This window comes from Acinetobacter sp. PFS20 (assembly GCF_052261015.1).
GTDB lineage: Bacteria > Pseudomonadota > Gammaproteobacteria > Pseudomonadales > Moraxellaceae > Acinetobacter.
In genome coordinates this window covers 1,874,091-1,899,060 of the sequence record NZ_JBPVZE010000001.1, presented here as the reverse complement: position 1 = coordinate 1,899,060, position 24,970 = coordinate 1,874,091, and the positions used below count along the sequence as shown (strand labels likewise).

The 24,970-nt window shown below is 39.6% G+C and carries 19 protein-coding genes; 9 read left to right on the top strand and 10 right to left on the bottom strand.

From position 1 onward, the window contains the following. Positions 1-2: 2 nt before the first annotated feature. Positions 3-695, bottom strand: a complete 693-nt coding sequence (locus ACS125_RS08950) for an ABC transporter ATP-binding protein (protein ID WP_443271618.1) — start codon at positions 693-695, stop codon at positions 3-5. Positions 696-739: 44 nt separating this feature from the next. On the opposite strand from ACS125_RS08950, the gene ACS125_RS08945 reads away from it, so the two are divergent. After that, positions 740-1,363 carry an arylesterase gene (locus tag ACS125_RS08945; protein WP_151766854.1) on the top strand — a complete coding sequence of 208 codons (624 nt, stop codon included), beginning with the start codon at positions 740-742 and terminating at the stop codon, positions 1,361-1,363. A 35-nt stretch (positions 1,364-1,398) separates the two neighbouring features. Here the strand turns inward: ACS125_RS08945 and ACS125_RS08940 are convergent, their stop codons facing one another. After that, a complete protein-coding gene (locus ACS125_RS08940; protein ID WP_004793989.1) occupies positions 1,399-2,013 on the bottom strand; it encodes a carbonic anhydrase in 615 nt (204 codons plus the stop codon). Positions 2,014-2,298: 285 nt separating this feature from the next. Here ACS125_RS08940 and ACS125_RS08935 point away from each other — a divergent pair, with 285 nt between their 5' ends. Further along, entirely contained in the window at positions 2,299-3,324 is a 1,026-nt protein-coding gene (locus ACS125_RS08935) for an alpha/beta fold hydrolase (RefSeq protein ID WP_443271616.1), read from the top strand. A 26-nt stretch (positions 3,325-3,350) separates the two neighbouring features. Then, a complete protein-coding gene (locus ACS125_RS08930; RefSeq protein WP_443271614.1) occupies positions 3,351-4,358 on the top strand; it encodes a hypothetical protein in 1,008 nt (335 codons plus the stop codon). A 23-nt stretch (positions 4,359-4,381) separates the two neighbouring features. On the opposite strand, the gene ACS125_RS08925 is transcribed toward ACS125_RS08930, so the two are convergent. Continuing rightward, a complete protein-coding gene (locus ACS125_RS08925) occupies positions 4,382-6,646 on the bottom strand; it encodes a TonB-dependent siderophore receptor (RefSeq protein WP_443271612.1) in 2,265 nt (754 codons plus the stop codon). A 169-nt stretch (positions 6,647-6,815) separates the two neighbouring features. Continuing rightward, complete coding sequence (gene nfuA, locus ACS125_RS08920) at positions 6,816-7,454, bottom strand: Fe-S biogenesis protein NfuA (protein ID WP_004793993.1); 639 nt, start codon at positions 7,452-7,454, stop codon at positions 6,816-6,818. 157 nt (positions 7,455-7,611) lie between these two features. Between nfuA and ACS125_RS08915 the strand changes: the two genes are divergently transcribed. The 5 genes from ACS125_RS08915 (at position 7,612) to ACS125_RS08895 (ending at position 13,454) form a co-directional block, all read left to right on the top strand. Then, positions 7,612-8,229 carry a rhomboid family intramembrane serine protease gene (locus ACS125_RS08915; RefSeq protein ID WP_013198625.1) on the top strand — a complete coding sequence of 206 codons (618 nt, stop codon included), beginning with the start codon at positions 7,612-7,614 and terminating at the stop codon, positions 8,227-8,229. 170 nt (positions 8,230-8,399) lie between these two features. After that, positions 8,400-10,076 (top strand): arylsulfatase, encoded by a 1,677-nt coding sequence (locus ACS125_RS08910; protein WP_443271609.1) that lies wholly within the window; start codon positions 8,400-8,402, stop codon positions 10,074-10,076. Next, complete coding sequence (locus ACS125_RS08905) at positions 10,073-11,077, top strand: SUMF1/EgtB/PvdO family nonheme iron enzyme (RefSeq protein ID WP_443271607.1); 1,005 nt, start codon at positions 10,073-10,075, stop codon at positions 11,075-11,077. Before ACS125_RS08910 ends, ACS125_RS08905 begins: the two co-directional genes overlap by 4 nt. 109 nt (positions 11,078-11,186) lie before the next feature. Next, the gene (locus tag ACS125_RS08900; RefSeq protein WP_004793999.1) at positions 11,187-11,351 is read left to right on the top strand and encodes a hypothetical protein; all 165 of its coding nucleotides are present in this window, start codon (positions 11,187-11,189) and stop codon (positions 11,349-11,351) included. A 555-nt stretch (positions 11,352-11,906) separates the two neighbouring features. Further along, positions 11,907-13,454, top strand: a complete 1,548-nt coding sequence (locus ACS125_RS08895) for a hypothetical protein (protein ID WP_174741456.1) — start codon at positions 11,907-11,909, stop codon at positions 13,452-13,454. A gap of 46 nt (positions 13,455-13,500) precedes the next feature. Here ACS125_RS08895 and ACS125_RS08890 read toward each other — a convergent pair whose 3' ends face one another. After that, a complete protein-coding gene (locus tag ACS125_RS08890; protein ID WP_443271604.1) occupies positions 13,501-14,835 on the bottom strand; it encodes a D-serine ammonia-lyase in 1,335 nt (444 codons plus the stop codon). Between the two features lie 164 nt (positions 14,836-14,999). After that, the gene (locus ACS125_RS08885) at positions 15,000-16,631 is read right to left on the bottom strand and encodes an inorganic phosphate transporter (protein WP_004794004.1); all 1,632 of its coding nucleotides are present in this window, start codon (positions 16,629-16,631) and stop codon (positions 15,000-15,002) included. Positions 16,632-17,096: 465 nt separating this feature from the next. Here ACS125_RS08885 and metH point away from each other — a divergent pair, with 465 nt between their 5' ends. Continuing rightward, on the top strand, positions 17,097-20,783 hold the full coding sequence (gene metH / locus ACS125_RS08880) for a methionine synthase (RefSeq protein ID WP_440202734.1): 3,687 nt from the start codon (positions 17,097-17,099) through the stop codon (positions 20,781-20,783). 80 nt (positions 20,784-20,863) lie between these two features. Here the strand turns inward: metH and ACS125_RS08875 are convergent, their stop codons facing one another. From ACS125_RS08875 to ACS125_RS08860, 4 genes are all read right to left on the bottom strand, one after another. Continuing rightward, the gene (locus ACS125_RS08875) at positions 20,864-21,868 is read right to left on the bottom strand and encodes a transketolase family protein (protein ID WP_443271601.1); all 1,005 of its coding nucleotides are present in this window, start codon (positions 21,866-21,868) and stop codon (positions 20,864-20,866) included. A gap of 10 nt (positions 21,869-21,878) precedes the next feature. Continuing rightward, a complete protein-coding gene (locus ACS125_RS08870; protein ID WP_443273946.1) occupies positions 21,879-22,724 on the bottom strand; it encodes a transketolase in 846 nt (281 codons plus the stop codon). Positions 22,725-22,744: 20 nt separating this feature from the next. Further along, positions 22,745-24,046, bottom strand: a complete 1,302-nt coding sequence (locus ACS125_RS08865) for an MFS transporter (RefSeq protein ID WP_034596344.1) — start codon at positions 24,044-24,046, stop codon at positions 22,745-22,747. A gap of 77 nt (positions 24,047-24,123) precedes the next feature. Beyond that, entirely contained in the window at positions 24,124-24,873 is a 750-nt protein-coding gene (locus ACS125_RS08860) for an SDR family NAD(P)-dependent oxidoreductase (RefSeq protein ID WP_004794009.1), read from the bottom strand. Positions 24,874-24,970: the final 97 nt, after the last annotated feature.

Sequence of the window (24,970 nt, the reverse complement as noted above, 5' to 3'; positions counted from 1 at the left end):
ATTTAACCACCCTGTACTGTCTTTAGTCGGCCATCATCTAACTCAACATGACGCTGACAAAGAGCGGCCAAATTACGATCATGGGTCACTAAGATCAGAGTCGTACCTAACTCTCGGTTTAAATCAAAGAGCAAACTTTCAATTTCTTGTGCTGTCTGACCATCTAAGTTTCCGGTCGGTTCATCCGCAAAAATAATTTGTGGTTCTGCAATAAGAGCTCGTGCAATCGCCACACGTTGTTGCTCCCCTCCAGATAAGACTTTAGGCGTTTGTTCAACCTGACGACTAAGACCTACTCGATGCAACCAATCTAAAGCTTTTTTCTCGGCGGTTTTATAATCAAAATCTTTACGTAATCGTAAGGGCAACATTACATTTTCAAGCGCACTCAACTGAGGTAAAAGTTGAAAAGACTGAAATACGAAACCAATATGCTGCATTCTGATTTGGGCACGTTGTTCCTCTGTTAATTGATGAACAGCTTGACCGTACAACCAAACTTCGCCTTCAGATGGTTGATCTAAAGTTGCCAAAATTCCCAATAATGTTGATTTACCTGAGCCAGAACGTCCAGTAATTGCTACCTGCTCGCCTTCAAAAATCTCTAAATCGATATCTTTTAAAATCGTAAACTGATTTTGGTTAATCTGAATAGTTTGTGTAACTTGATGGGCAGCAATGATGGGTTGTGGCATGATGTAAAAAGTCCTATGTATTCAGAATCAGGGTCGAAGTACAAATGTATAAATCTTTTTTGATTGGTTCTAAAAGCATCATGCTCATCTCATTAAGTATGCTGCCTATGCTTGTATCGGCGAAAACTATTTTAATTTTAGGAGATAGTATTAGTGCCGGTTACGGAATTGATCCCAAACAAGGTTGGGTACAATTACTGCAAAAACGCTTAGACCAACAGTATCCCAAACAACACAAAGTGGTCAATGCAAGTGTTAGTGGAGAAACAACCAGCGGCGCTTTAGCTCGATTACCTAAGTTATTACAGACTTATAAGCCAAATGTGGTCGTGATTGAATTAGGCGGGAATGATGGCTTGCGTGGTCAACCGCCTCAAATGATTCAAAAGAATCTAGATCAGCTCATTCAATTAAGTCAGAAACAAAAAGCCCAAGTTATTCTTTTTGGCATGAAAATTCCACCAAATTATGGGACTGCTTATAGCAAAGCTTTTGAAAATAACTATAAAGTTGTCAGCCAAAAATATCAGGTGAAATTACTACCATTTTTTCTTGATGGAGTCGCAGGTCAAAAACAGCTTATGCAAAATGACTTGATTCATCCAAATGCTCAAGCGCAGTCAAAGTTACTTAATTTAGCTTATCCATATATAAAAGGTGCCCTGTAGGCACCTTTTATCTTTAAGCATTATTTTTAATATAATCAGAAATCAAAAAAGGTTACTTCACCAGTTTCTAGCGAATACTCTGCACCTACAACAATCAACTCACCTTTTGCGATCAGACTCTCTAACACAGCCGAACCATGACGTAATTGATTGACCGAAGCAAAAACGTTTGAACGTACCGCATGACATGAAAGTTTTTTCAAATCATTTTTTAAATCAGTCTGCATTAAAATTTCAACTGACGGACGAACACGGTTCACAATCGACATTAAGTTAGATGACGGCGGGTGATCAGGGTTCATTAGCGTATCAATTGTGGCTTGAATAGCGCCACAATGACTATGTCCCAATACAACAACAACCGGACAGTCATAGCGTTCTGCCGCGAACTCAACACTACCGACTTGTGAAGGAGCAACCACATTACCAGCAACACGGATTACGAATAAGTCACCAAGACCTTGATCAAATACCATTTCTGCTGGAACACGTGAATCTGAACAACCTAATACAATCGCAAACGGATTTTGATCCTTTGCCATTTCAGCGCGTTCATGATGCGATAAGGTTTTTGCAAGGGAACTATTTCCATTTACAAATCGTTGATTACCAGCTTTCAGACGATCTAAAACTTCTTGCGCGGTAGGCATTTTATATTTCCATTGTTTTTTCAAGGTTGGAAATCATTTTAATGTGTCAAAATTTGAATGTCACTGACAAAAAATTAAATCCTTTTCCATGAAAGATTTTAAAAATACGTTCTCTATTTGAATGGAATGTTTATCGCAAATTCCTTACTGTTTAGCGAAAAAATAGACATACTTTGGTTCTCGGATTGACTATAATTTTTCTCCTTTTGATCATTTGGCAAATGACTCATTGGCAAAGTTTTTCAATAATTTTCAAACTCGCTTATGCCTCAAGGATGAAATCTTATGACGACGCTGTTTGTATCAACCAAAACGACCATAAAGAAAACAGCTATGGCGCTTGCCTTGGCTTGTAGCCTTACAACAATAACAGGTGTTTTTCAGACGCAAGCAGCTGATACTATAGATATAAACTTTCAGAATATTTTACAGCAAGAGCGTAGCTGGGCAGGTTTACAAAGTAAAAGTTTAAAAGTCGGTGAGGTGACATGGTCATATAGTGAAGGTGGTTCTACCGCTAAACCGACGTTGCTCCTTATTCATGGATTAGGAGGGAGTCGTGATAACTGGAACCGAGTTGCGCGTTATCTCACAGCAAATTACCACGTTATTATTCCAGACTTACCGGGTAGTGGTGAAACCATAGTTGCACAGGATTTCGACTACTCAGTACCTAATCTTGCCGAAAAGTTACGTCGGTTTGTTGAAGCTGCCAATTTAAAAGGACCAATTCACATTGCTGGCCACTCACTTGGTGGTTCGATTGCCCTACTCTATGCTGGACAATATCCATTTGAAACCAAAAGTCTATTCTTGGTTGATAGTGGCGGTATTTTCCGTTCAGCAAATACAATTTACCTAAAAGATCCAGCCTACTTAAAACAACTTTTAGTATCTAAAAAAGGTGACTTTAACTATTTGTTAAAGCAAACCATGTTTAATCCTCCATTTATTCCTAAAGAGTTCCTTCAAGCTCAAGAAAAGCTGATGATTAATCAGGCGCCTCAAACACAAAAACTGGTTGATCAGCTTATTGCACTCAATAAAGTCTATACGCCAGATTCATTTGCAGTACTCACCAAGACAATCGATGCACCGACACTGATTTTATGGGGCAAGCAAGATAAGATTATTAATGTTGAAGTAGCAAATGAACTAAAACGACTTTTAAAGAATGCCCAGCTTCCAGTTATTTTAGAGAATGTTGGCCATATGCCAATATTGGAAGCCGAGCAGCTGGTTATTCAACAATATGTACCGTTTTTACTGAAAGTAGAAACAAATCAGTCTTTAAAAACGACTACACCTTAAATAAAACTTCGGACTTGTGAGACCTTATGTCTACCCAACCGCTTATAGAAAAACTCATTGAAGCTCATCTTGATTTTTTAGATGAGGAATTTGCTCAGCCCCAAATCATTCAACAAGAATTTGAGCAGTTTTATCATTGGTTGGGTAGTCGGCAACTACAACACATCTGGACCTTTGAACAAATCCAGCAACTGATTCAAAAGCAGATTTTAGAAACTTCTGCTTCTGATTTTCTGCTTGAACAAATTGCAGAACATATTCGCTTTGCACTTATTCATCCAGCCAATGAAAATACAACAATTGAAGATGTTATTCCTGTTTTAACAATTGATGGAATTGCACAATACGTTGCAAGTAAAGAAGAGCATCGTAAAAAAATCATTAAAACGATTGTGAATAATCCTGCATTTTCAGCACTCTTGACTCAATTGATTCAACAAACAATGCATGATTACTTAAATGAATCTATGTCAAAGCGTGTGCCCGGTGTAGGCCGTTTTATGAAAATGGGGAAATCTGTTCTAGAAACAGTGACTGATTCAAATCTAGACGACACGATTAATCATTATTTGCAAAAGAATATTTTAAAATTGAGTCAAATGAGTGAGCGCGTTTTAAACCAACATTTTGACAATGATAAGCTCTATCATTTTCAGGCAAATATTTGGCATAAAGTTAAATCTATGCCACTTTCTGTTTTAAAAAACTATATAGAAGTTCAAGATTTATCAAAAACTGTAGGTTTAGGACACGAGATTTGGGATCACATTCGCCAAACTTCTTACCTGAAACAACAAGTCTATGATGGTGTTTATACGTGGTATGTTCGAAATCAGGAACGTAATTTTGACTTGCTACTTCGTGATCTCAATATTAATGAAAGTTTAATTCAACATGAACTCACTCAGTTGCTTGTACCCGTATTACAACAACTCGTTACAACAGGACATTTAAGACGTCGTGCTCGCGTGTATCTAGAGAAATTTTATTATTCTGAAAAAGCATTAAATATTATAAATAACAAAGGCGCTTAAAGCGCCTTTGTTATTTGTCTTGATTAGAAAGAATATTTTAAAGAAGCGTAATAAGCTCGACCTGGCTCATTGTAGGTTTGGCTGATCGAATTACTGTCTCTTAAAATTTGTTTATCAAACAAGTTACTTACGCCAACACGCGTACTTATATTGTCTGAAATTTTATAACCAACATTAATTCCAGCAGTACTATAGCTTTTTACAGTACTTGGCTTAATCGCAGAATTTGTCCCACCTGAACCAATGCCCGATTCGAGTCTATTTTCAGCAAACTGACGAGATTTTTGACGGCCATATTGAGTGAATACAAAATTCACATCTAACTGATCTGTAATGTCGTAATCAAAAATTGAGTTAATCGTATAGTTTGGAACTAAAGATAATGGGTTACCCGTTTGCTTATCTTTCGAGTCCATCATGTAAGTAAAGTTATTGGTCCAACGAATATCGCCAAAGTCTAATCCCAAACTTCCTTCAAAACCTTGAATTAATGCTTTAGGCGTATTTTCCCAGCGTAAGATATTCCACTTGGTATTGGTCACTGCTCCTGTATTTGCATTGGTGCTTGAACCATCAACTGTTCCAACAACATTTGTACCAGCCACAATCTTATCTTTATAGTCATTGCGGAACCAAGTCAAGCTCGCATTTACAATATCTTTTTGGAACTGGATACCAAGCTCTTTGTTTACCGAAGTTTCTGGTTTTAAATCACCATTACCTTGCAACAAGCACCGTGACTCAATATTGGCCGGGCAACCATTGCCGTTCGTACTGAGCAAGTATCCTTCGGCATTTTGATACATGTTTGGCGCTTTATACGCTTTTGCTACCCCACCTTTTAAAGTTAAATAATCATTGAGCCTTTGGGTAACGTTTAAGCTTGGGCTCCAATTAGAACCAGATTTACTGTGATCATCGAAACGCAAGCCTAATACGGCATCGGTACTGTCGGTAAGTTTTAAGTTATCTTCGATATATGCAGAAGCAATACGTGATTCCATTTTACTGCGATTGCCTTTAGCTAATTGATCGCCATAACCTGAACCGCTGCTGTCTGCTCCCTGATTTGTCGAAATATTATCTTTAAATCTATCTTCAACCCATTCAGTACCAAGTGTTAATACATGTGGTACATAATATTCAAAAGGAATATTGGCTTCACCATTTAACCGAAGAGTTTCTAAGCGTGAAGTGGCTTTGTCATCCAGATTATTAATTTTTCCTTCTGTGCTGCCGCCCAGACCTTCAGGAAGACGTTTATTGTGAGTTTTATCATATTGAGCAACTAACTTACTTTTACCCCAAGACCAATCCCCTTCATGCGTCAATGCATAACTATCACGGTACATGGTATTGGTTTCTTTACCAATAAGTTCAGAAAGAATCGCATCTGCTTCAGCATTTGCATTTAACTGAGAATCACCAGAATAAATATTACCCTGTTTACTAGAAGAGACATCGAGCAAGACAGTTTGTTGGTCTGTTGCTTGCCAAGCTAAACGGCCTGAAATATCTTTATTTTTAACGCCTTCACGGCCAGCTGCGGTACTGCCTATTGATTTATTAATATCGACATCGTCAGCTTCTGTTTTATTGTAATTACCATATAAACGATAAGACAAAACGTCTTTAATCAATGGCCCACTTACGTTAAAGCCAACACGATTTGATGCACCTTCTTTAGAATCTTCAGGTTGTGAAGTATAAAACTCTACTGAACCATGGGTTTCATTCGTCACTTTTTTAGTAACTATGTTAACCACACCACCTGCTGCCCCCGAGCCATAGCGAGCTGCGGCAGGTCCACGTAAAACTTCAATCGATTCGATTGCTTCTGCGGGCACCCAGTTTGAATCACCTCGTGTATCACGCTCTCCTTTCCAGCCATAACGAACTGAATTACGAGAGTTAATTGGTTTTCCATCCACTAAAATGAGCGTGTTTTCAGGCCCCATTCCACGAATATCAATTTGTCTATTATTACCACGCTGCCCCGTTGCACTATTGCCTGTTAAATTAACACCCGGCATACGGCGTACATAGTCAGAAATATCATTGCGAACTGGTAGTTTTTCTAAATCTTCTTTGGTAATAACCGACACACCGAGCGATTGCTTCACTTGCTCTTCAGCAGTTACGAAAATTGTTTCCAATTTCACAGGTTCAGCAGGCTTTTCTAATGCTTGTTCAGCTTGTTCTTGCTCATTTTGTGCAGCATAAGCCATAGACATCATACTTGCCAGTACTGAAACAGAAAGCACTGACTGGATAATACGCTTCGACATAAGTATTCCCAATATATTGATTTATTAAACATCTCTCATTTTAAGTTCGGTATTGTAACAAACATAAATAAAATTACAAATGATATTGATAATAATTATCATTATTTATATTGAATAATAAAAAAACCTCATTGCGAGGCTTTTTTATTTTACTTTTCAAACAATTCGATTATTTGAAATAAGCACCTTCAGCTTGTGTATGGTCTGTTTGGTCGACCACACGTTGAAGCTCAGGAATCTGCTCTCTTAAAGTAGTTTCAACGCCCTGTTTCAAGGTAACGTCAATTGCCGAACAGCCTTGGCAACCACCACCAAATTTTAATACAGCAGTTAAACCGTGTTCTGGGTCATCTTGTACTTCTACCAAACTACAATTTCCGCCATGTCCTGCAAGACCTGGGTTAATTTCTGCTTGAAGAATGTAAGTAATACGTTCTTCAATCGAAGCATCTGGACCAACACGTGGAACTTTAGAATTTGGAGCACGGAAGGTAAGCTGACCACCAAAACGGTCCTTGTTGTAATCGATTACAGCATCTAAAAGATAAGGAATAGATGGCGCATCAATATACGCAGGAAAATCAGGATAGTCCTGTTTATAATCCGTTGGGATCACTTCTTCTGGTGCACTATATGCCATACAACATTCTGCACGTGGCGTACCCGGATGTTCAACAAAAACTCGAACGCCAATTCCCGGAGTATTTTGCTTCGTTAATAAATCGTGCAAATACTCTTGTGCAGATGGTGTAATCAAAAGGTTTGGAATTTCTTCTGCAACAGCAGTGTTGGTGTTCTCAGTCGACATAACAATATTCCTCAAGCTGATGCCTTTATATTAACCGAAGATGAGGTGGATTTAAAAAAAATCAACTAAATTTGTCGGATTTATACACAACAGGGTTTCAACTTAAGTTTTTAATGGCATTATTGAGCCAGTATTGATCATTTTTTAAATATTTCTTATGTTGCATTTGCCATTTAACCATACAGTTACTCTTATTATTATTACGGTCATTATCTCTTTAATTGCTTTTAGCAACCAAAACGTGATGAACCGGCTGATTTTTTGGCCACCTGCAATGCAACGTGGACAGATTGATCGCTTCATTACTCATGGCTTTATCCATGCCGATGGAACACATCTACTTTTCAACATGATTACCCTGTTTTTCTTTGGCAGTATTATTGAAAGTTTTTATCGCCAATATTTCTACGACATGGGTTTTGTGTTGTTTTACTTAGGGGGCCTAATCTTCGCGATTTTACCGAGCTATTTACAGCATAAAAATGATGCGAACTGGGCAAGCCTAGGAGCCTCAGGTGCTGTTTCGGCAGTGTTATTTGCTTATATCCTATTCCAGCCGTGGAAGCTGATTTTCGTATTTTTCATTCCTGTACCCGCTATTATTTTTGCAATTTTATATGTGGCATACAGTATTTGGGCTGGTAAACGTGGTAATAGCCATATTAATCATAGTGCTCATTTATGGGGTGCGGCTTACGGAATCATCGTAACAATTTTACTTGAACCAAAAGTGATTCCGCATTTCTTAGACCAACTTACTCGCCTTCCTTTCTAAACAAAATAAATTAAAGAAAGGCCCGTTGTGGGCTTTTCTTTTTTTCTCATTAATTTATCACTATAAATTCTCAGTCTTTTTTCTGATTTTCTTTGATCAATTCGTTGTTTTGATTGCAAAAACCATCTGATTAAACTCATGCCAATTCTTTTAATAATTCAGATGATACAATGAAGTACAAAGCAATTTTATCTAGCCTTTCCATTGCTTTATTTAGCTTATCTTTAGCTGGATGTAATGACAACGATAATCAAGAAAATGTTGTAAGCACACCTAAGCAACCGAATATCTTATTTATTATGGCTGATGACTTAGGCTATTCAGATTTAGGGGCTTTTGGTGGTGAAATTCACACGCCTAATATTGATAGTTTGGCTCAAGAAGGCCGCCTTTTAACAGATTATCATACTGCCCCGACCTGTTCTCCGACACGCTCTCAACTCATTTCTGGTACTGATCATCATTTAGCTGGTATTGGAGCAATGGCTGAACTCACACCAGAACATTTGAAAGGACAACCAGGCTACGAGGGATATTTAAATGAACACTCTCTATCTATCGCACAAGTACTTAAAGATAATGGTTACCGCACGTACATTAGTGGTAAATGGCATTTAGGGCTAACTCCAGAAACCAATGCATATGCAAAAGGTTTCGATCATTCATTTACTTTATTACAAGGTTTAGATCACCACTTTAAGCAAGCGCCAAGTGCGTTTAAACGAAATTCAACTTATACAGAAGATGGTCAGGTTATTCCTGTTTCAACTTTGCCTGATGACTTTTTCTCGACAAATTATTTTACCGATAAATTACTAAGCTACTTAGACTCAGGCAAAAATAGTGGCAAACCGTTCTTTGCTTATGCTGCCTATACGGCGCCCCACTGGCCAATTCAAGCACCTACTGAATACCGTGAAAAATATCGCGGAATTTATGATGTCGGTTACGATGCTATACGTAACGCACGTATTGCTAAGCAAAAACAGCTTGGAATTATCCCTGCAAACTTTGAGGCAGCGGAACCCATTGCAACACAAAATGCCCCACAAAAATATGGAAAATGGTATGAGTTAACAGCCGAGCAAAAGGCACTCGAAGCCCGTAAAATGGAAATCTACGCAGGCATGGTAGAAAACCTCGATGCTAACGTCGGCCGCATTATTCAATACCTCAAACAAAATAATCTTTATGACAACACTTTAATTTTCTTTGTTTCCGATAACGGTGCTGAAGGTTTTGTACGTGGCGGATATGGTAGTGAATCTGGTTTTGATAACTCTGTAGCAAATGTGGGAACACCATCTTCATATCACTATATTGGACCACGTTGGGCCGAGGTCAGTGCGGCACCTTTCCACTTATGGAAAGATACAGCTGGTGAAGGTGCAACTACTGCTCCTGCTATTGTGAAATTACCGAACCAGAAAAAAGCAGAAGAAACCAATAATAGCTTTGCATCTGTACTCGATGTTTTCCCAACCTTATTAGAATATGCTCATATTCCAGTACCTCAAGGCCAATACAATGGTCGAACCATTAATACGCCATCAGGGATTTCATGGAAGCCTTTACTTGAAAATAAAACCACTACTATTCGCCCTGTTAATTTTAGTTTTGCCGATGAATTACATGGCAGCAAATATGCAAAACAAGGTGAATGGAAAATTGCAGTTCAAGGACGCCCTGAGTTAGGCACAGGCACTTGGGAGTTGTATAACATTGCCACTGATCGTGGAGAAAATCACAATGTTGCACAGCTTTACCCAGCAAAAGTTCAAGAACTATTATCAGTTTATCAAAAATATACTGAGAAAAATGGTGTGCAGGAATATAACGCCAAATGAGATTAAAACTATTTTTAGTTACCGCAATCAGCCTGTCTTTTATGACAGGCTGTAGCCAATCTTCAAAAGTTTCTGAATCAGCACCCTCGCATCAACAGCCGACGTCTTTAGCTGACCTAGGTTCTATTGAAAAGTGTAAAAACTACTCTGGACTACCTCAAGGTTGGCTCAAACTGCCTACAGCTGGAATGGTTTTAATTGCCGATGGGAATTTTAATTTTGGTTCTGAGAAAGCCTATCCCGATGAACTTAATTTTGGAAAAAAACAACGAGAAGTCAAAGGATTCTGGATTGATCAGACTGAAGTTACCGTTGCTCAATTTGCAAGTTTCGTAAAAGCAACGGGTTACATTACCGATGCCGAAAAACAAAAGCAGGCTGCTGTTTTTTCACCAGACCCTCAACATCCACAGCAATGGTGGCAGTTAAAATCAGGGTATACATGGAAAACCCCCAATGGCAGTAATGGTGCTGTAGCCAATTCGAATGAGCCTGTGCGATATGTGAGTAAAAATGATGCTGAACATTATGCAGTCTGGCTCGGACATGATTTACCAACGGAACTAGAATGGGAATATGCAGCTAAAGCCAACTCAAAAACTGATACGCCCTTACATCAAGCGCCTACCGATGAACACCAACATCCACAAGCAAATTACTGGCAAGGTGAATTCCCTTTTCAAAACCTAAATCAAGATCACTTTAAAGATGTAGCACCCGTTGGATGTTTTGCGGCAAATAATTTCAAACTATTTGATACGATTGGAAATGTATGGGAATGGACATCTTCTCCGTATCAAGGTGCTCATGACCAACATATGGGAAATTATTCTGATTTAAGACAACAACAAATTGCGAGTACTGAGTATGTAATTAAAGGCGGATCTTTTCTTTGTGCACAAAATTATTGTTCCCGTTATCGTAGCAGTAGCCGCTACCCTCAGGATTTTGATTTAGCTGCAACGCATGTTGGATTTCGAACTATTTTACGGTCTCCTTAATTTCTTCTTAATTAGATTTATTAAAGATGTTTTTTAACCAAAATTAGATCGAAAAATAATCAAAATGTTTTTATAGTACAAGTGAGAATGATAAAAAAGTGAGAACAAGATGAAAACTTTACTTCTTTGTGCAGCAGCAATTTTCACAATGTCACTATCAGCCTGTGCAGTCCATACACCTGAAGGTAGTATTGTGATTGATCCAGATTCACCTTATCACAATCATCCGGGAGACTTTTGCCCACCAGGACAAGCTAAAAAAGGACGCTGTTAGAATCACTCCATTCTTAAAGTAATTTTGAAGTTACGTTAAAGAAATAGAGTTTGATTGAATGATAAGCTGAGTACAAAAATAGTGGGTTCCAACCCAAAAATAGATGGGATGAAACTAGAAAATTATGGTGTAAAAAAATCACCATATCCCCAAGATTTTTAAAAGACAATCTTACGTTGTCTTCTATCTAGTTTCACCCCAATTCTTTCTTATTCCGTCTGACTTCTCTTATCCTTTAAGAAAAAAGTCTAGTTTTTAATCATTTCTGCATCTGTATTATTGATACATTTTGAACATTTTACCTTCAGGTTAAAACTGATGTATTTGCTTAATACAAAATAATCATTTATGTAACGTAAGTCTATAAAAATGTTCTAAAAATGTGAAAAAAATTAAGGCCAAAATGAGATGGATTTATCATAATAAATCGCTCTTTCAAGTTTCATCACATAAATATTCAATATTATTTTGTCAGTTATTGCCACTCGTTTCCTTTCATTGGCATAGATAATGTATACATCTGTATATTAACCCAGTCTTATAACGAGATATTTTATGTCCAGCACAAGTCAAGTCGAAGGTCTACAATTTCCAGTACATGCCTCAACAAAAAAACAAAGCACATCTCTTACAGGCCAAGAGATTTTGTCAGAGGCTTTATCTGTTGTAGATAATAAAACCGCGCAACAAGTGTTGAATGAAAAAAACTGGCGAAAAAACTACCCTATTTATTTTAAAGCGCTTGTTAAGCAAGGAATTTCAAATAGTAGCAACCCAATTACTATTGCTAAGCAAGGTTTGCATAAAGCTCACCATATTTTTGACTATTACCGTGATAGTAAACATTATCTTTTAAAAGATGCAGTTCATATTGCTTCATCTACACCCCTTCATACAGTAAAACTTAAAGGTGAAAGTGATGCAGCTCCAGAATGGTATGTTCCTTACAAAGGGCAAAAGCTCAGTGGACAAAGCTTACTAGACCAAATTCAAAGTTGGGAAGAGGCCGGTATTATTGAACCAAGTCATGCAAAAGCTTTGCGTGAAGCTACTGCACACCCAGAATGGTTTGATTTATCTGACCGTACCATGGTGTTGTTTGGTGCGGCTTCAGAAGCTGGTCCTCTACCTTGGTTAGCGAAGTGGAAAGCGAATATTATTGCTGTCGACTTACCAAACCCACGTGTCTGGGGCAAAATTTTACATACGATTCAAAAAGGAAACGCAACTCTGATTGCTCCAAGCGTTGAACAAGTTGATTCATCAGCAAAAGTTTCTGAATTAAGAGATAAATTGGGTGCAAATTTATTGACTCAATTACCAGAAATTGCACAGTGGCTAGTTCAGTTTCCACAAAAGTTAGATTTGGCCGCAATCGCCTATTTAGATGGTGAAAAGCATGTTCGTGTATCCATGGCAATGGATAGCATTATGCAATATGTGAGCGAGCATAAGTCTGATACGAGCCTTATGTTTATGTGTACGCCAACCGATGTTTATGCAGTTCCTAAAGAAGTAGCAAAAGCTGCACAACAAAAATTTAAATCACGCACAAAACTACAAAAAATGGCGGTGAAAGGTGTTTCTACACTTTCCTTAAATCGTTTTTTCCAAGCGCCATATCAAGACCTGATTGATTGTGAAAATGGAAAAACTTATGGTATTGCCGACTGTCTAGTGGTTGAACAAGGCCCAAACTATGCTTTGGCAAAACGCATTCAACAATGGCGTGCTATTTTGGCCCGTCATCAAGGGCAACACGTAAGTATTAATATTGCTCCATCTACAACGACTCACTCTGTGACTAAAAATCCATTATTGAAAGCAGCTTTTAATGGTGCAGAGCTTTTTGATGTAGAAGCATTTAGCCCTGAAACGACCAATGCCATTATGGCGGCACTCTGGATTCATGACTTAAGAAATGAGTCTTCTGTGGCAAATCCTGAAACTGAACTAGACCATCCGCTTGAACTCATGATGGAAGGTGCTAATCACGGCGGCTTATGGCGTGTTGCTTATTTAGCAAGAACTGCCCTGCCTTTTGCTGCAATCTATGGCTTTGCAACCGAAAAACTACCTTTTGGAAAATCATCTAGAAAATAATTTAATTAAAGCCCAATTCTAGAATTGGGCTTTTTTCTGAGTTTTTCTATTTATTTTGAAAGTGTGATAGATATTTTTGCATTTCAACAGGTGGAACCATACCGCCTCCTGTCGCCCATACCACATGATTTGCCTGTTTTAATTTATCAGCTGATAGTTGATGTAAAGCCAAATAATCAGGACTCGTCTGAACATAATATGGACCCATCATTCCTGCCACAGCAGAAGGCTCAAGCTGAATATTTTCAGTTTGATTTAGAAGTGCTATTAGTTCATACAAACGTTCATCGTTAATGGTGTAATAGCCATCAATTAACTGTTGCATAGCACGTCCAACAAAACCTGAAGCACGTCCTACTGCAAGCCCATCTGCGGCAGTTACGTTATCGAGGCCAATATCATTCACGGAAATTTGATCATGCAAACCAGTGTGTACACCAAGTAACATGCAAGGCGAATGTGTGGGTTCAGCAAAAATACAATGTACGTGCTCACCAAAAGCCAGTTTCAACCCAAAACTCACGCCACCTGGGCCACCACCGACGCCGCACGGCAAATAAACAAATAATGGTTGTTCAGCATCAACTTTAATCTGTTTTTGCTTAAATTGCTGTTTTAGGCGTATTCCTGCAACTGCATAGCCTAAAAATAATGTTTTTGAGTTTTCATCATCAATGAAAAAACAGTGTGGGTCTTGCTCTGCGGCTTTTCTTCCCTCTTCAACCGCTACGCCATAGTCACTGGCATATTCCACAACATTGACGCCTAGTGAACGTAGTTTGTCTTTCTTCCACTGTCTCGCATCGGCAGACATATGGACTGTGACTCTAAAACCCAGTTTGGCGCTCATAATGCCGATAGAAAGCCCTAAGTTACCTGTAGAACCTACTGCAATTTGATACTTAGAAAAAAACGTTCGAAATGCGTCTTGGTCGAGTTTAGTGTAATCGTCTTCAAACTTGAGAAGCCCTGCCTCAATCGCCAATTTTTCAGCGTGAGCCAAGACTTCATAAATACCACCACGCGCTTTAATTGAACCAGAAATAGGTAAATGACTATCTTTTTTTAGCCAGAATGCTCCACTCAGTTGCACTTTTTGTGTTGAAGAAAGTGCTTGTTTCATGTTCGCAATTTCAACGATATCTGATTCAATTTTTCCATGTTGTGCTTGAGTTTCAGGAAACACTTTTGCTAAATAAGGTGCGAAACGCGCTAGTCTTGCTTCCGCGTCACTTACATCGTCTGCTGTGAGTCCAACTTTTTCTAAAGCCTCTATTAAAGGATAGCGATGAGGTGTAAACCAAAATATCTCTTGATAGGCTTGCAGTGTCTCAATAAGTGGGAATTGTTGTTTTAGCTGATCTATTTTAACAGCATCCATAATCTATCCTGATATCAAAGTTTTAAGCCCAGCTTTTAAAGCTGTTTGACGCCTTATAACGACTTGTTAATTTATAATTGAATGTACATGAAAATAGACTGAACTTAAAAAAGAAACAAATAAAAAAGCCACTGTGTACAGTGGCTTTAATGTTTTAAATGCTTTTATACAAACTGTAAGAATAACCAGTACAAACCGCCTGATAAACAGATTGTTGCAGGAAGTGTAAATACCCATGCAGATAAAATTGTTTTAACTGTATTGAAGTTTAAGCCTGATCTATTCGCGACCATGGTACCTGCAACAGCACTATTTAAAACGTGTGTTGTTGAAACAGGCATACCTAAACCGTCAGCAGCTGCAATTGTACTCATTGCTACAAGCTCAGCAGACATCCCCTGACCATAAGTCATATGATGCTTACCAATACGCTCACCTACAGTCACAACAATACGTTTCCAACCTACCATGGTGCCTAAGCCAAGTGCCAAAGCAACTGCTACTTTCACCCAAGTTGGAATGTATTGTAAGAATGAATCTAAGCTACTACGGTATTCTTTCACAAGTTTTTCTTGTGACTGATCCATTTTTGGTAATGCATTCGCTTTATCCAAACGCTTAAACGAGGTTGTACTTAAATACATGTCATTACGAATTTCGCTAATTGCAGCTTCTGGAATGTCTTTTAAGTTGTTATAGCTAGAAACTCGCTCACCCAAGTGGTCAGTCATGCTTGCCAATGCAGGCACTACTTCTGGAGTTTGCTCTTTAGTTTGAATATATTTAGTCAGAATAACACGCGCTTTTTCATCGGTTAATTCTGGCTGATTTTGATTCAAAAATACGGCAGTTTGAGAAGAAAGCTGATGGAATGATTGAACTTGTTGTGTATCAAGGTTTTTATTTAATGAATAAGCCAACGGCACCAGACCAACCAAAATCAGCATGATGAGACCCATACCTTTTTGACCGTCATTAGAACCATGTGCAAAACTTACACCTGTACAGGTAAAGATTAAAATTGCACGAATGATTGCTGGTGGTGGTTTATTACCTTCTGGCGGTTGGAATAATTCTAATTGGCGTTTAAAAACAGTTTTAACCAACAAGAAAACAATCGCTGCAAAAGCAAAACCAATTAAAGGCGAAAATAATAATGCCTTACCGACTTTAATCACCTGATCCATATCAACACCACTGGTGGTTACGCCAGTCGATGCACTCAACAGATGGTTCATAATGCCCACACCCAAGATTGAACCAATCAAGGTATGAGAACTAGAAGCAGGAATACCCAAGAACCAAGTACCTAAGTTCCAGAGAATTGCAGCAATAAGGAGCGCAAAAACCATTGCGAAACCTGCACCGCTACCCATGTTCATAATCAGTTCAACAGGCAACAATGCAATAATGCCGTAAGCGACTGCGCCGCTTGCAACCATTACCCCAAGAAAATTACAAAAACCTGCCCACATGACTGCAACTGGTGCAGGTAAAGCATTGGTGTAAATCACTGTTGCTACTGCATTTGCAGTATCGTGGAAGCCATTTACAAACTCAAAGCCTAAAGCAATCAAGAGTGCAGTAGATAAAAGGATAACCGAATAAAGACTCAAAGGTGGTACATGTGCTAAATCAGCACTCACCTGAAATCCAATATAAATAAGTGTTGCAACAATAATCGTCAGAAACACCGGCATAAAAAACTTAGGTGTCGGGACATGCACATTCGTCGATTTGACTTGCAGGTTTGCCGCAAGTTTTGAATCCGAAACAGGGGGTAGATTAGAATTCATGCAGACGGTAAGAGGATAAAAAAATCCTCTGTATTCTTAAATTAAATTATGACAATTATATGACAAAGCAGCGCCTGATGAAGTCAATTTTTCATATTTTGACCTCATTTGATGCACCTTTCCTCTATAAAATTTATTTTTTTATTAAAATACAATAATTTAAATCAATTTACATCTTCCTTATTTATGACTATTTTTAAAGCAAAAATATATAAAAAATCACTCGAATGCTTGTTTTTTAAACAGCACAATTGTCATAAAACGGAATATTGGAGATGAAATATTTCAATATCATGATCATTTTATGAATATTTGATGAAAAAACAGTCTTCATTTGTCATAAAAGCCGTTTTTTAATGAATCTATTACAAGTGAATGACGGGTCGTTATAGCTCATCAAATGCGCAACTATTCTGTTACAATAGCGCCGCATTTTTAAATTCATATAAAAGATCGGGGTTTTCTATGTCTACGCTTGCCACCCTAAAAGCGCTTCTTGCTAAACGCATTCTAATTATTGATGGTGCAATGGGTACCATGATTCAACGCCATAAATTAGAAGAAGCCGACTACCGTGGTGAGCGTTTTGCTGATTGGGCACATGACTTAAAAGGTAACAATGACCTTCTTGTGCTAACTCAACCCGAAATCATTCAAGGTATTCATGAAGCTTATCTTGATGCAGGCGCAGACATTATTGAAACCAACAGCTTTAACGGCACGCGTGTTTCAATGTCTGACTACCACATGGAAGATCTTGTTCCAGAGATTAACCGTGAAGCAGCACGTTTAGCTAAAGCAGCTTGTGAAAAATATTCGACTCCAGATAAACCGCGTTTTGTAGCAGGTGTACTCGGTCCAACATCGCGTACCTGTTCAATTTCGCCTAATGTAAATGACCCTGCCTTTCGTAACATCACTTTTGATGAGCTAAAAGAAAACTATATTGAGGCAACTCATGCGCTGATTGAAGGCGGTGCAGATATCATTCTGATTGAAACCGTTTTTGATACATTAAACTGTAAAGCTGCAATTTTTGCGGTGAAAGAAGTCTTTAAGCAAATTGGTCATGAATTACCACTCATGATTTCAGGGACCATTACCGATGCCTCAGGTCGTACCTTAACAGGTCAAACTGCTGAAGCGTTTTGGAACTCTGTACGCCATGGTGACTTACTTTCAATTGGCTTCAACTGTGCCCTTGGTGCAGATGCCATGCGTCCTCATGTTAAAACCGTGTCTGATGTTGCTGATACATTTATTTCTGCTCATCCAAATGCTGGCTTACCAAATGCTTTTGGTGAATATGATGAAACACCAGAACAAACTGCTGCTTTCTTAAAAGAATTTGCAGAAAGTGGTTTAATCAATATTACCGGCGGTTGCTGTGGTACGACACCAGACCATATTCGTGCTATTGCAAATGCTGTAAAAGACATTGCACCACGTCAAATTCCTGAAACTAAGCCAGCTTGCCGCTTAAGTGGTTTAGAACCATTTAATATTTATGATGACTCATTGTTCGTTAACGTGGGTGAACGTACTAACGTTACTGGTTCAAAAAAATTCTTACGCTTAATTCGTGAAGAAAACTTTGCCGAAGCTTTAGAAGTTGCACAGCAACAAGTGGAAGCTGGTGCTCAGATTATCGACATTAATATGGATGAAGGGATGCTCGATTCGCAAAATGCGATGGTACATTTCCTAAACCTTGTGGCCTCTGAGCCAGATATTTCACGTGTGCCAATCATGATTGACTCATCAAAATGGGAAATCATTGAAGCAGGCTTAAAATGTGTACAAGGTAAACCTGTTGTTAACTCGATTTCGTTAAAAGAAGGTTATGACGAGTTTGTCGAAAAAGCTCGCCTGTGTCGCCAATATGGTGCTGCAATTATTGTGATGGCCTTTGATGAAACTGGTCAGGCCGACACTGCTGAGCGTAAACGCGAAATCTGTAAACGTTCTTATGACGTTTTGGTTAACGATGTAGGCTTCCCTGCTGAAGATATTATTTTTGACCCGAACGTGTTTGCGGTGGCAACTGGTATTGAAGAACACAATAACTATGGCGTCGATTTTATTGAAGCCACAGGTTGGATTAAACAGAACTTACCTCATGCCATGATTTCTGGCGGTGTATCGAACGTTTCGTTCTCGTTCCGTGGAAATGAGCCTGTTCGTGAAGCGATTCACTCTGTGTTCTTGTACCATGCCATTAAACAAGGCATGACTATGGGTATTGTAAATGCTGGTCAAATGGCCATTTATGACGATATTCCAAAAGAACTCAAAGATGCAGTTGAAGATGTTGTTTTAAACCAGAACCAAGGTGAATCTGGTCAACTTGCGACCGAAAAACTACTTGAAGTGGCTGAAAAGTTCCGTGGACATAGTGGTGCTCAACGCGAAGCAGAAAACCTTGAATGGCGTAACGAACCTGTAGAAAAACGTCTTGAATACGCATTAGTCAAAGGTATTACCACATACATCGATGAAGATACCGAAGAAGCCCGTCTAAAAGCCAAACGTCCTTTAGATGTAATCGAAGGCGCTTTGATGGACGGTATGAACGTTGTTGGTGACTTGTTCGGTTCAGGCAAAATGTTCTTACCACAGGTTGTGAAATCTGCACGTGTTATGAAGCAAGCTGTGGCTTGGCTCAACCCGTACATTGAAGCTGAAAAAACAGGTAGCCAATCTAAAGGTAAAGTCCTGATGGCAACGGTTAAGGGCGACGTGCACGATATTGGTAAAAATATTGTGGGTGTTGTACTGGGCTGTAATGGTTACGACATTGTTGACCTTGGCGTGATGGTGCCTTGCGAGAAAATCTTACAAACTGCAATTGATGAAAAATGTGACATCATCGGGTTATCAGGTCTGATTACCCCATCTTTAGATGAAATGGTATTTGTTGCAAAAGAGATGCAACGTAAAGGTTTTAACATTCCTTTATTGATTGGTGGTGCAACAACTTCAAAAGCACATACAGCAGTAAAAATTGATCCTCAGTACCAAAACGATGCGGTGATTTATGTTGCCGATGCATCACGTGCGGTGGGTGTTGCAACTACCCTGCTTTCAAAAGAAATGCGTGGAAACTTTATTGCAGAGCACCGTGCTGAATATGTCAAAATTCGTGAACGCTTAGCTAACAAACAGCCTAAAGCTGCCAAGCTGACTTATGCAGAGTCTGTTAAAAATGGCTTTAAAATTGATGAGAGTTATGTTCCCGCAAAACCAAATCTTTTGGGAACACAGGTCTTAACCAATTACCCACTTGCAACACTTGTAGAATATTTTGACTGGACACCATTCTTCATTTCTTGGAGCTTGGCAGGTAAGTTCCCGAAAATTTTAGAAGATGAAGTGGTTGGTGAAGCTGCAACAGATTTGTACAACCAAGCTCAAGCAATGTTGAAAGATATTATCGACAACAACCTTTTTGATGCACGTGCTGTATTTGGTATGTTCCCTGCTCAGCGCACAGATGCTGACACAGTGAGTGTATTTGATGAAGCGGGTCAAAATGTTACACATACTTTTGAACACTTACGTCAACAATCTGACAAAGTCACAGGTAAACCAAACTTGTCTTTGGCAGATTACATTCGCGCTGACCGTGAGCAACAAGATTACTTAGGCGGATTCACTGTATCGATTTTTGGTGCAGAAGAATTGGCAAATGAATACAAAGCCAAAGGTGATGACTACTCTGCAATTTTAGTTCAATCATTAGCTGACCGTTTTGCTGAAGCTTTTGCAGAACACTTACATGAACGCATTCGTAAAGAGTTCTGGGGCTATAAAGCTGATGAACAGCTTAGCAATGAAGAGCTGATTAAAGAGAAATATGTCGGTATTCGCCCTGCACCGGGTTACCCAGCTTGCCCAGAGCACTCTGAAAAAGCAGTGTTGTTTGACTGGTTAGGCTCTACCGACAAAATCGGCACTAAACTGACTGAACACTTTGCAATGATGCCACCATCTTCAGTCAGTGGTTTTTATTATTCTCATCCACAAAGTGAATATTTTAACGTGGGCAAAATCTCTCAAGACCAACTTGAAGATTATGCAAAACGTAAAGGTTGGACACTTGATGAGGCAAAACGCTGGTTAGGGCCGAATTTAGATGATTCGATTGTTTAAGTTTTTAAATAACCCTGTTTAAAAAAGAGGGCGTGAAGGAAATTCCATCACGCCCTTTTCAATTTGAAAATTTAATCTTTTTACTTCAAATGTGCCTTAATCTTATCTTTAACTGCTTGAGTTGAAATACCATAGCGATCATGCAAAGTTGGTAATGCTCCTGCATCTAAAAATGCATCTGGTAAACCAATCATGTCAAAACGGAGATGTTGTCCATTTCTTAGAAGTAATGACCCGACAGCTTCCCCTAACCCACCAATGACTGAGTGATTTTCAGCAGTTAAAACAGGTCGGCCACCTTTAGCGACTTCATCCAAAATAGTTTGTTCATCTAAAGGTTTAATTGTAGGCACATGCAACACTGAAACCTCAATGCCCTCTTTTTCAAGCTCTTCGGCTGCCTCAAGTGCACGCATGGTCAATAAGCCAGTCGAAATGATGAGTAAGTCTTTACCCGGCTTAATCACCTGTGCCTTACCCAATTTAAACTGGTAATTGTATTTATCGAGTACTAATGGAACCTGCCCACGCAATAGACGCATATATACAGGACCATTATGAGCGGCAATTTGAGGAATCGCTTGTTCGATTTCCAAGGCATCACAAGGGTCAATGATCATGAGGTTCGGCATTGCACGAAAAATCGCAATATCATCCGTTGCCTGATGACTTGGGCCGTAGCCTGTGGTTAATCCCGGAAGAGCTGCTACAATTTTGACATTCAGGTTATCTTCCGCAATTGCCATACAAATAAAATCGTAGGCACGGCGTGATGCAAATACGGCATAAGTTGTTGCAAAAGGAACAAATCCTTCACGAGCAAGTCCTGCTGCTGCACTCATCAAAAGTTGTTCTGCCATACCCATTTGGAAAAATTTGTCTGGATTTTCTTTAGCAAAAATATGTAGGTCAGTGTATTTGGATAAATCTGCTGACAACCCCACAATATCGTCACGCTCGTTTGCCAAGGCATTCAGTGCATGTCCAAATGGTGCAGGTTTGGTCGGTTGTCCCTCGGCAGCAATAGAAGCAATCATTGCCGAAGTGGTTAGTTTTTTCTTAGGAGGATTGGCTAACTGGCTCATGGTGTATTCCTTACTGTCCGTAGTGGGTCAAAATATTTAAAGCGTCATCCCATTCATGTTCATCAACACGAATGAAGTGTGTTTTTTCGCGGCTTTCTAAAAACGACACGCCTTTACCCATTTTGGTGTCACAAATAATGACGCGTGGGCATACTCCCTCATGGTTTCGTGCTTGATCAAATGCCTCAAGCAAAGCTTCCATATCGTTGCCATCTACGCGCTGCGTGTACCAACCAAAAGACTGCCAACGGTCTACAATCGGCTCAAACGCTAAAATTTCGCTTGAGTGCCCATCTGCCTGCTGATTATTCACATCAATAATCGCAATCAAGTTATCTAGTTTCCAATGCGAAGCAGACATCACGGCTTCCCATGTTGAGCCTTCATTTAGCTCTCCATCGGACAGTAAGTTATAGACAAAAGCATCCGACTTTTTCTGTTTCAGCCCTAGACATGCACCGACTGCAATTCCAAGACCATGACCCAATGAGCCACCTGTAATTTCCATGCCCGGTGTATATGAAGCCATGCCCGACATTGGTAGACGACTGTCATCAGCTCCATAAGTTTCAAGTTCTTCAAGCGGGATAATTTTTGCTTCAATTAAGGCTGCATAAAGTGCAATCGCATAGTGCCCAATAGAAAGATAAAAACGGTCACGGCCTTCCCACTCAGGGTTTTCTGGCTGATATTTCATTGCATGGAAATAAGATACGGCCAGTAGATCTGCGGCACCTAAAGCTTGTCCGACATAACCTTGACCTTGTACTTGCCCCATACGTAAAGCATGTTGGCGAATGTGGTAGGCACGTTGTTGCAACTCGGCAATTTGGCCTGCTTTATCAACATTTAACATTGTCATTTACTATTTCCTTATTAACGATTGACCAGTTTTGCTGGAACACGCAGAACCAGACTGGCACCGAAAATTAATACTGCTGTGATTAAGAACATGCCGATTGCATTTGAACCAGTGTTGGTGGTGATCCAACCAATTAAATAAGGCGAGCAGAAGCCTGCGAGGTTGGCGAAGCTATTAACTGCGGCAATACCTGCCGCTGCGGAAACACCACCTAAAAAGTTGGTCGGTAACATCCAGAATAAAGAAGATGCCGTCAGCACACCTGAAGCTGCGATGCAAAGGCAAATTAAAGAGAGCGTTAGATTTGAAGCGAATAAGGTCGCAAATGTGAGTGCTATAGCGCCTGCACACATCGGGATAATTAAGTGCCAGCGGCGTTCTTGAAAATGATCACCGCTACGCCCTGCCAAAATCATTACCACAATGGCACACATATAAGGCAGGCTGGTGAGCAAACCGATATGCCAGTTGTCACTAATGCCTGAGTTGCGAATAAGAGTTGGTAGCCAAAAGGTAATAGCGTATTGGCCCATCACTACACAAAAATAGATGCCCGCCAGTAACCATAAGCGTTTATCTGCGACAAACTCTTTAACGCTCGCATGACCTTCTTTGTGCTGGTTATCTTGAGCAAGCTCTTGCTTCACCAAGTTTTTTTCATCTTGGGTTAACCAGTTGGCGTCTTGAACTGAATCTTTTAAAACAGCGAGTACCAATAGGCCAACAAGTACAGTAGGAATGGCTTCAATAAGAAACATCCACTGCCAGCCAAACCAACCATGTACACCGCTCATTCGGTCCATGATTAAGCCTGAAAGTGGCCCACCAATCATTCCCGAAATTGGAATCGCGATAAACCAAAGAACTGTCATACGTGCACGGCGGTAAGACGGGAACCAATAAGTGAGGTAAAGCAACAAGCCCGGAGCCAAACCAGCTTCAGCAACACCGAGCAGAAAACGTAAGGTGTAAAATTGCCATTCGGTTTGAACAAAGGCAAAACAACCTGACAAAATGCCCCAAGTAATCATGATACGGGCAATCCAACGTCTTGCCCCTACCTTATGGAGTACGATGTTGCTTGGTACTTCACAAAGAAAATAACCAATAAAGAAAATCCCTGCGCCTAACCCATATACAGCTTCACTAAACTGTAAATCGCTCATCATCTGGAGCTTGGCAAAACCCACATTTACTCGATCTAAATAGGCACAAAAATAACAAAGCATTAAAAATGGCATGAGCCGAAATGCAATTTTTCGATAGGCAGATTTACGAACCACCGTATCTACTTCAGATGAAAATACTGTATCCATCATGCGAATCCCTTTACATTTGGCCACAGTATCCTCTTGTGACCATCATTCTATTTTTAGTTTTTAAATGACAAGCCTTAATGAATCAGCATGCCACCATTTACATCGAGTGTTACGCCAGTTAAGTAAGCTGACAGATCACTTGCCAAAAATAATGCTGCATTTGCAACGTCTTGCGCTTTGCCTAAACGCCCTAGTGGAATACCAGCAAGAATGTCGTGACGGCGGTCATCATTCATTAAACCGCCAGTAATATCAGTATGGATTAGACCCGGAGTAAGTGAATTTACACGAATTTGGTCGGGACCAAACTCACGAGCCATCGCTTTTGCCAGACCTAATACCCCTGCTTTGGCAGCGCTATAATGTGGCCCGCCAAAAATACCACCGCCGCGTTGCGCTGAAACTGAAGATAAGCACACAATGCTTCCACCACCATTTGCTTTCATGGATGGAATAACAGCTTGAGACATAATCAGTGTTCCGCGCAGGCTAACATCTAAAATACGGTCATAGTCATTGCGCTGAATATCGAGTGTTTTAACTGGCTGAGTAATCCCTGCATTGTTAATTAAAATATCAATCTTGCCGTAGTGCTGTAGTGCTTGTTCAACAGCTGCTTTGACCTGTTCTTCATTTGCAACATTTGCAGCAAGACCTAAATGTCCTTCACCAATTGCCTTTGCCGCGTTTTGGCTTTGAGTAAGATCTAAATCAACAATAATGACTTTAGCACCTTGTTGTGCAAAGATTTCTGCAGTTGCTCGCCCAATTCCACGTTCTGATGCTGCACCGGTAATTAATGCCACTTTTCCTTGTAGTAACATGTTCAATCCTCTTTTACGCTTTATATCCTGAGTTCTGACTTAGAATCTCTTTTTTTACCAAGACCAGCAATCAGCTCGAATTCAACAAGGCATGAAA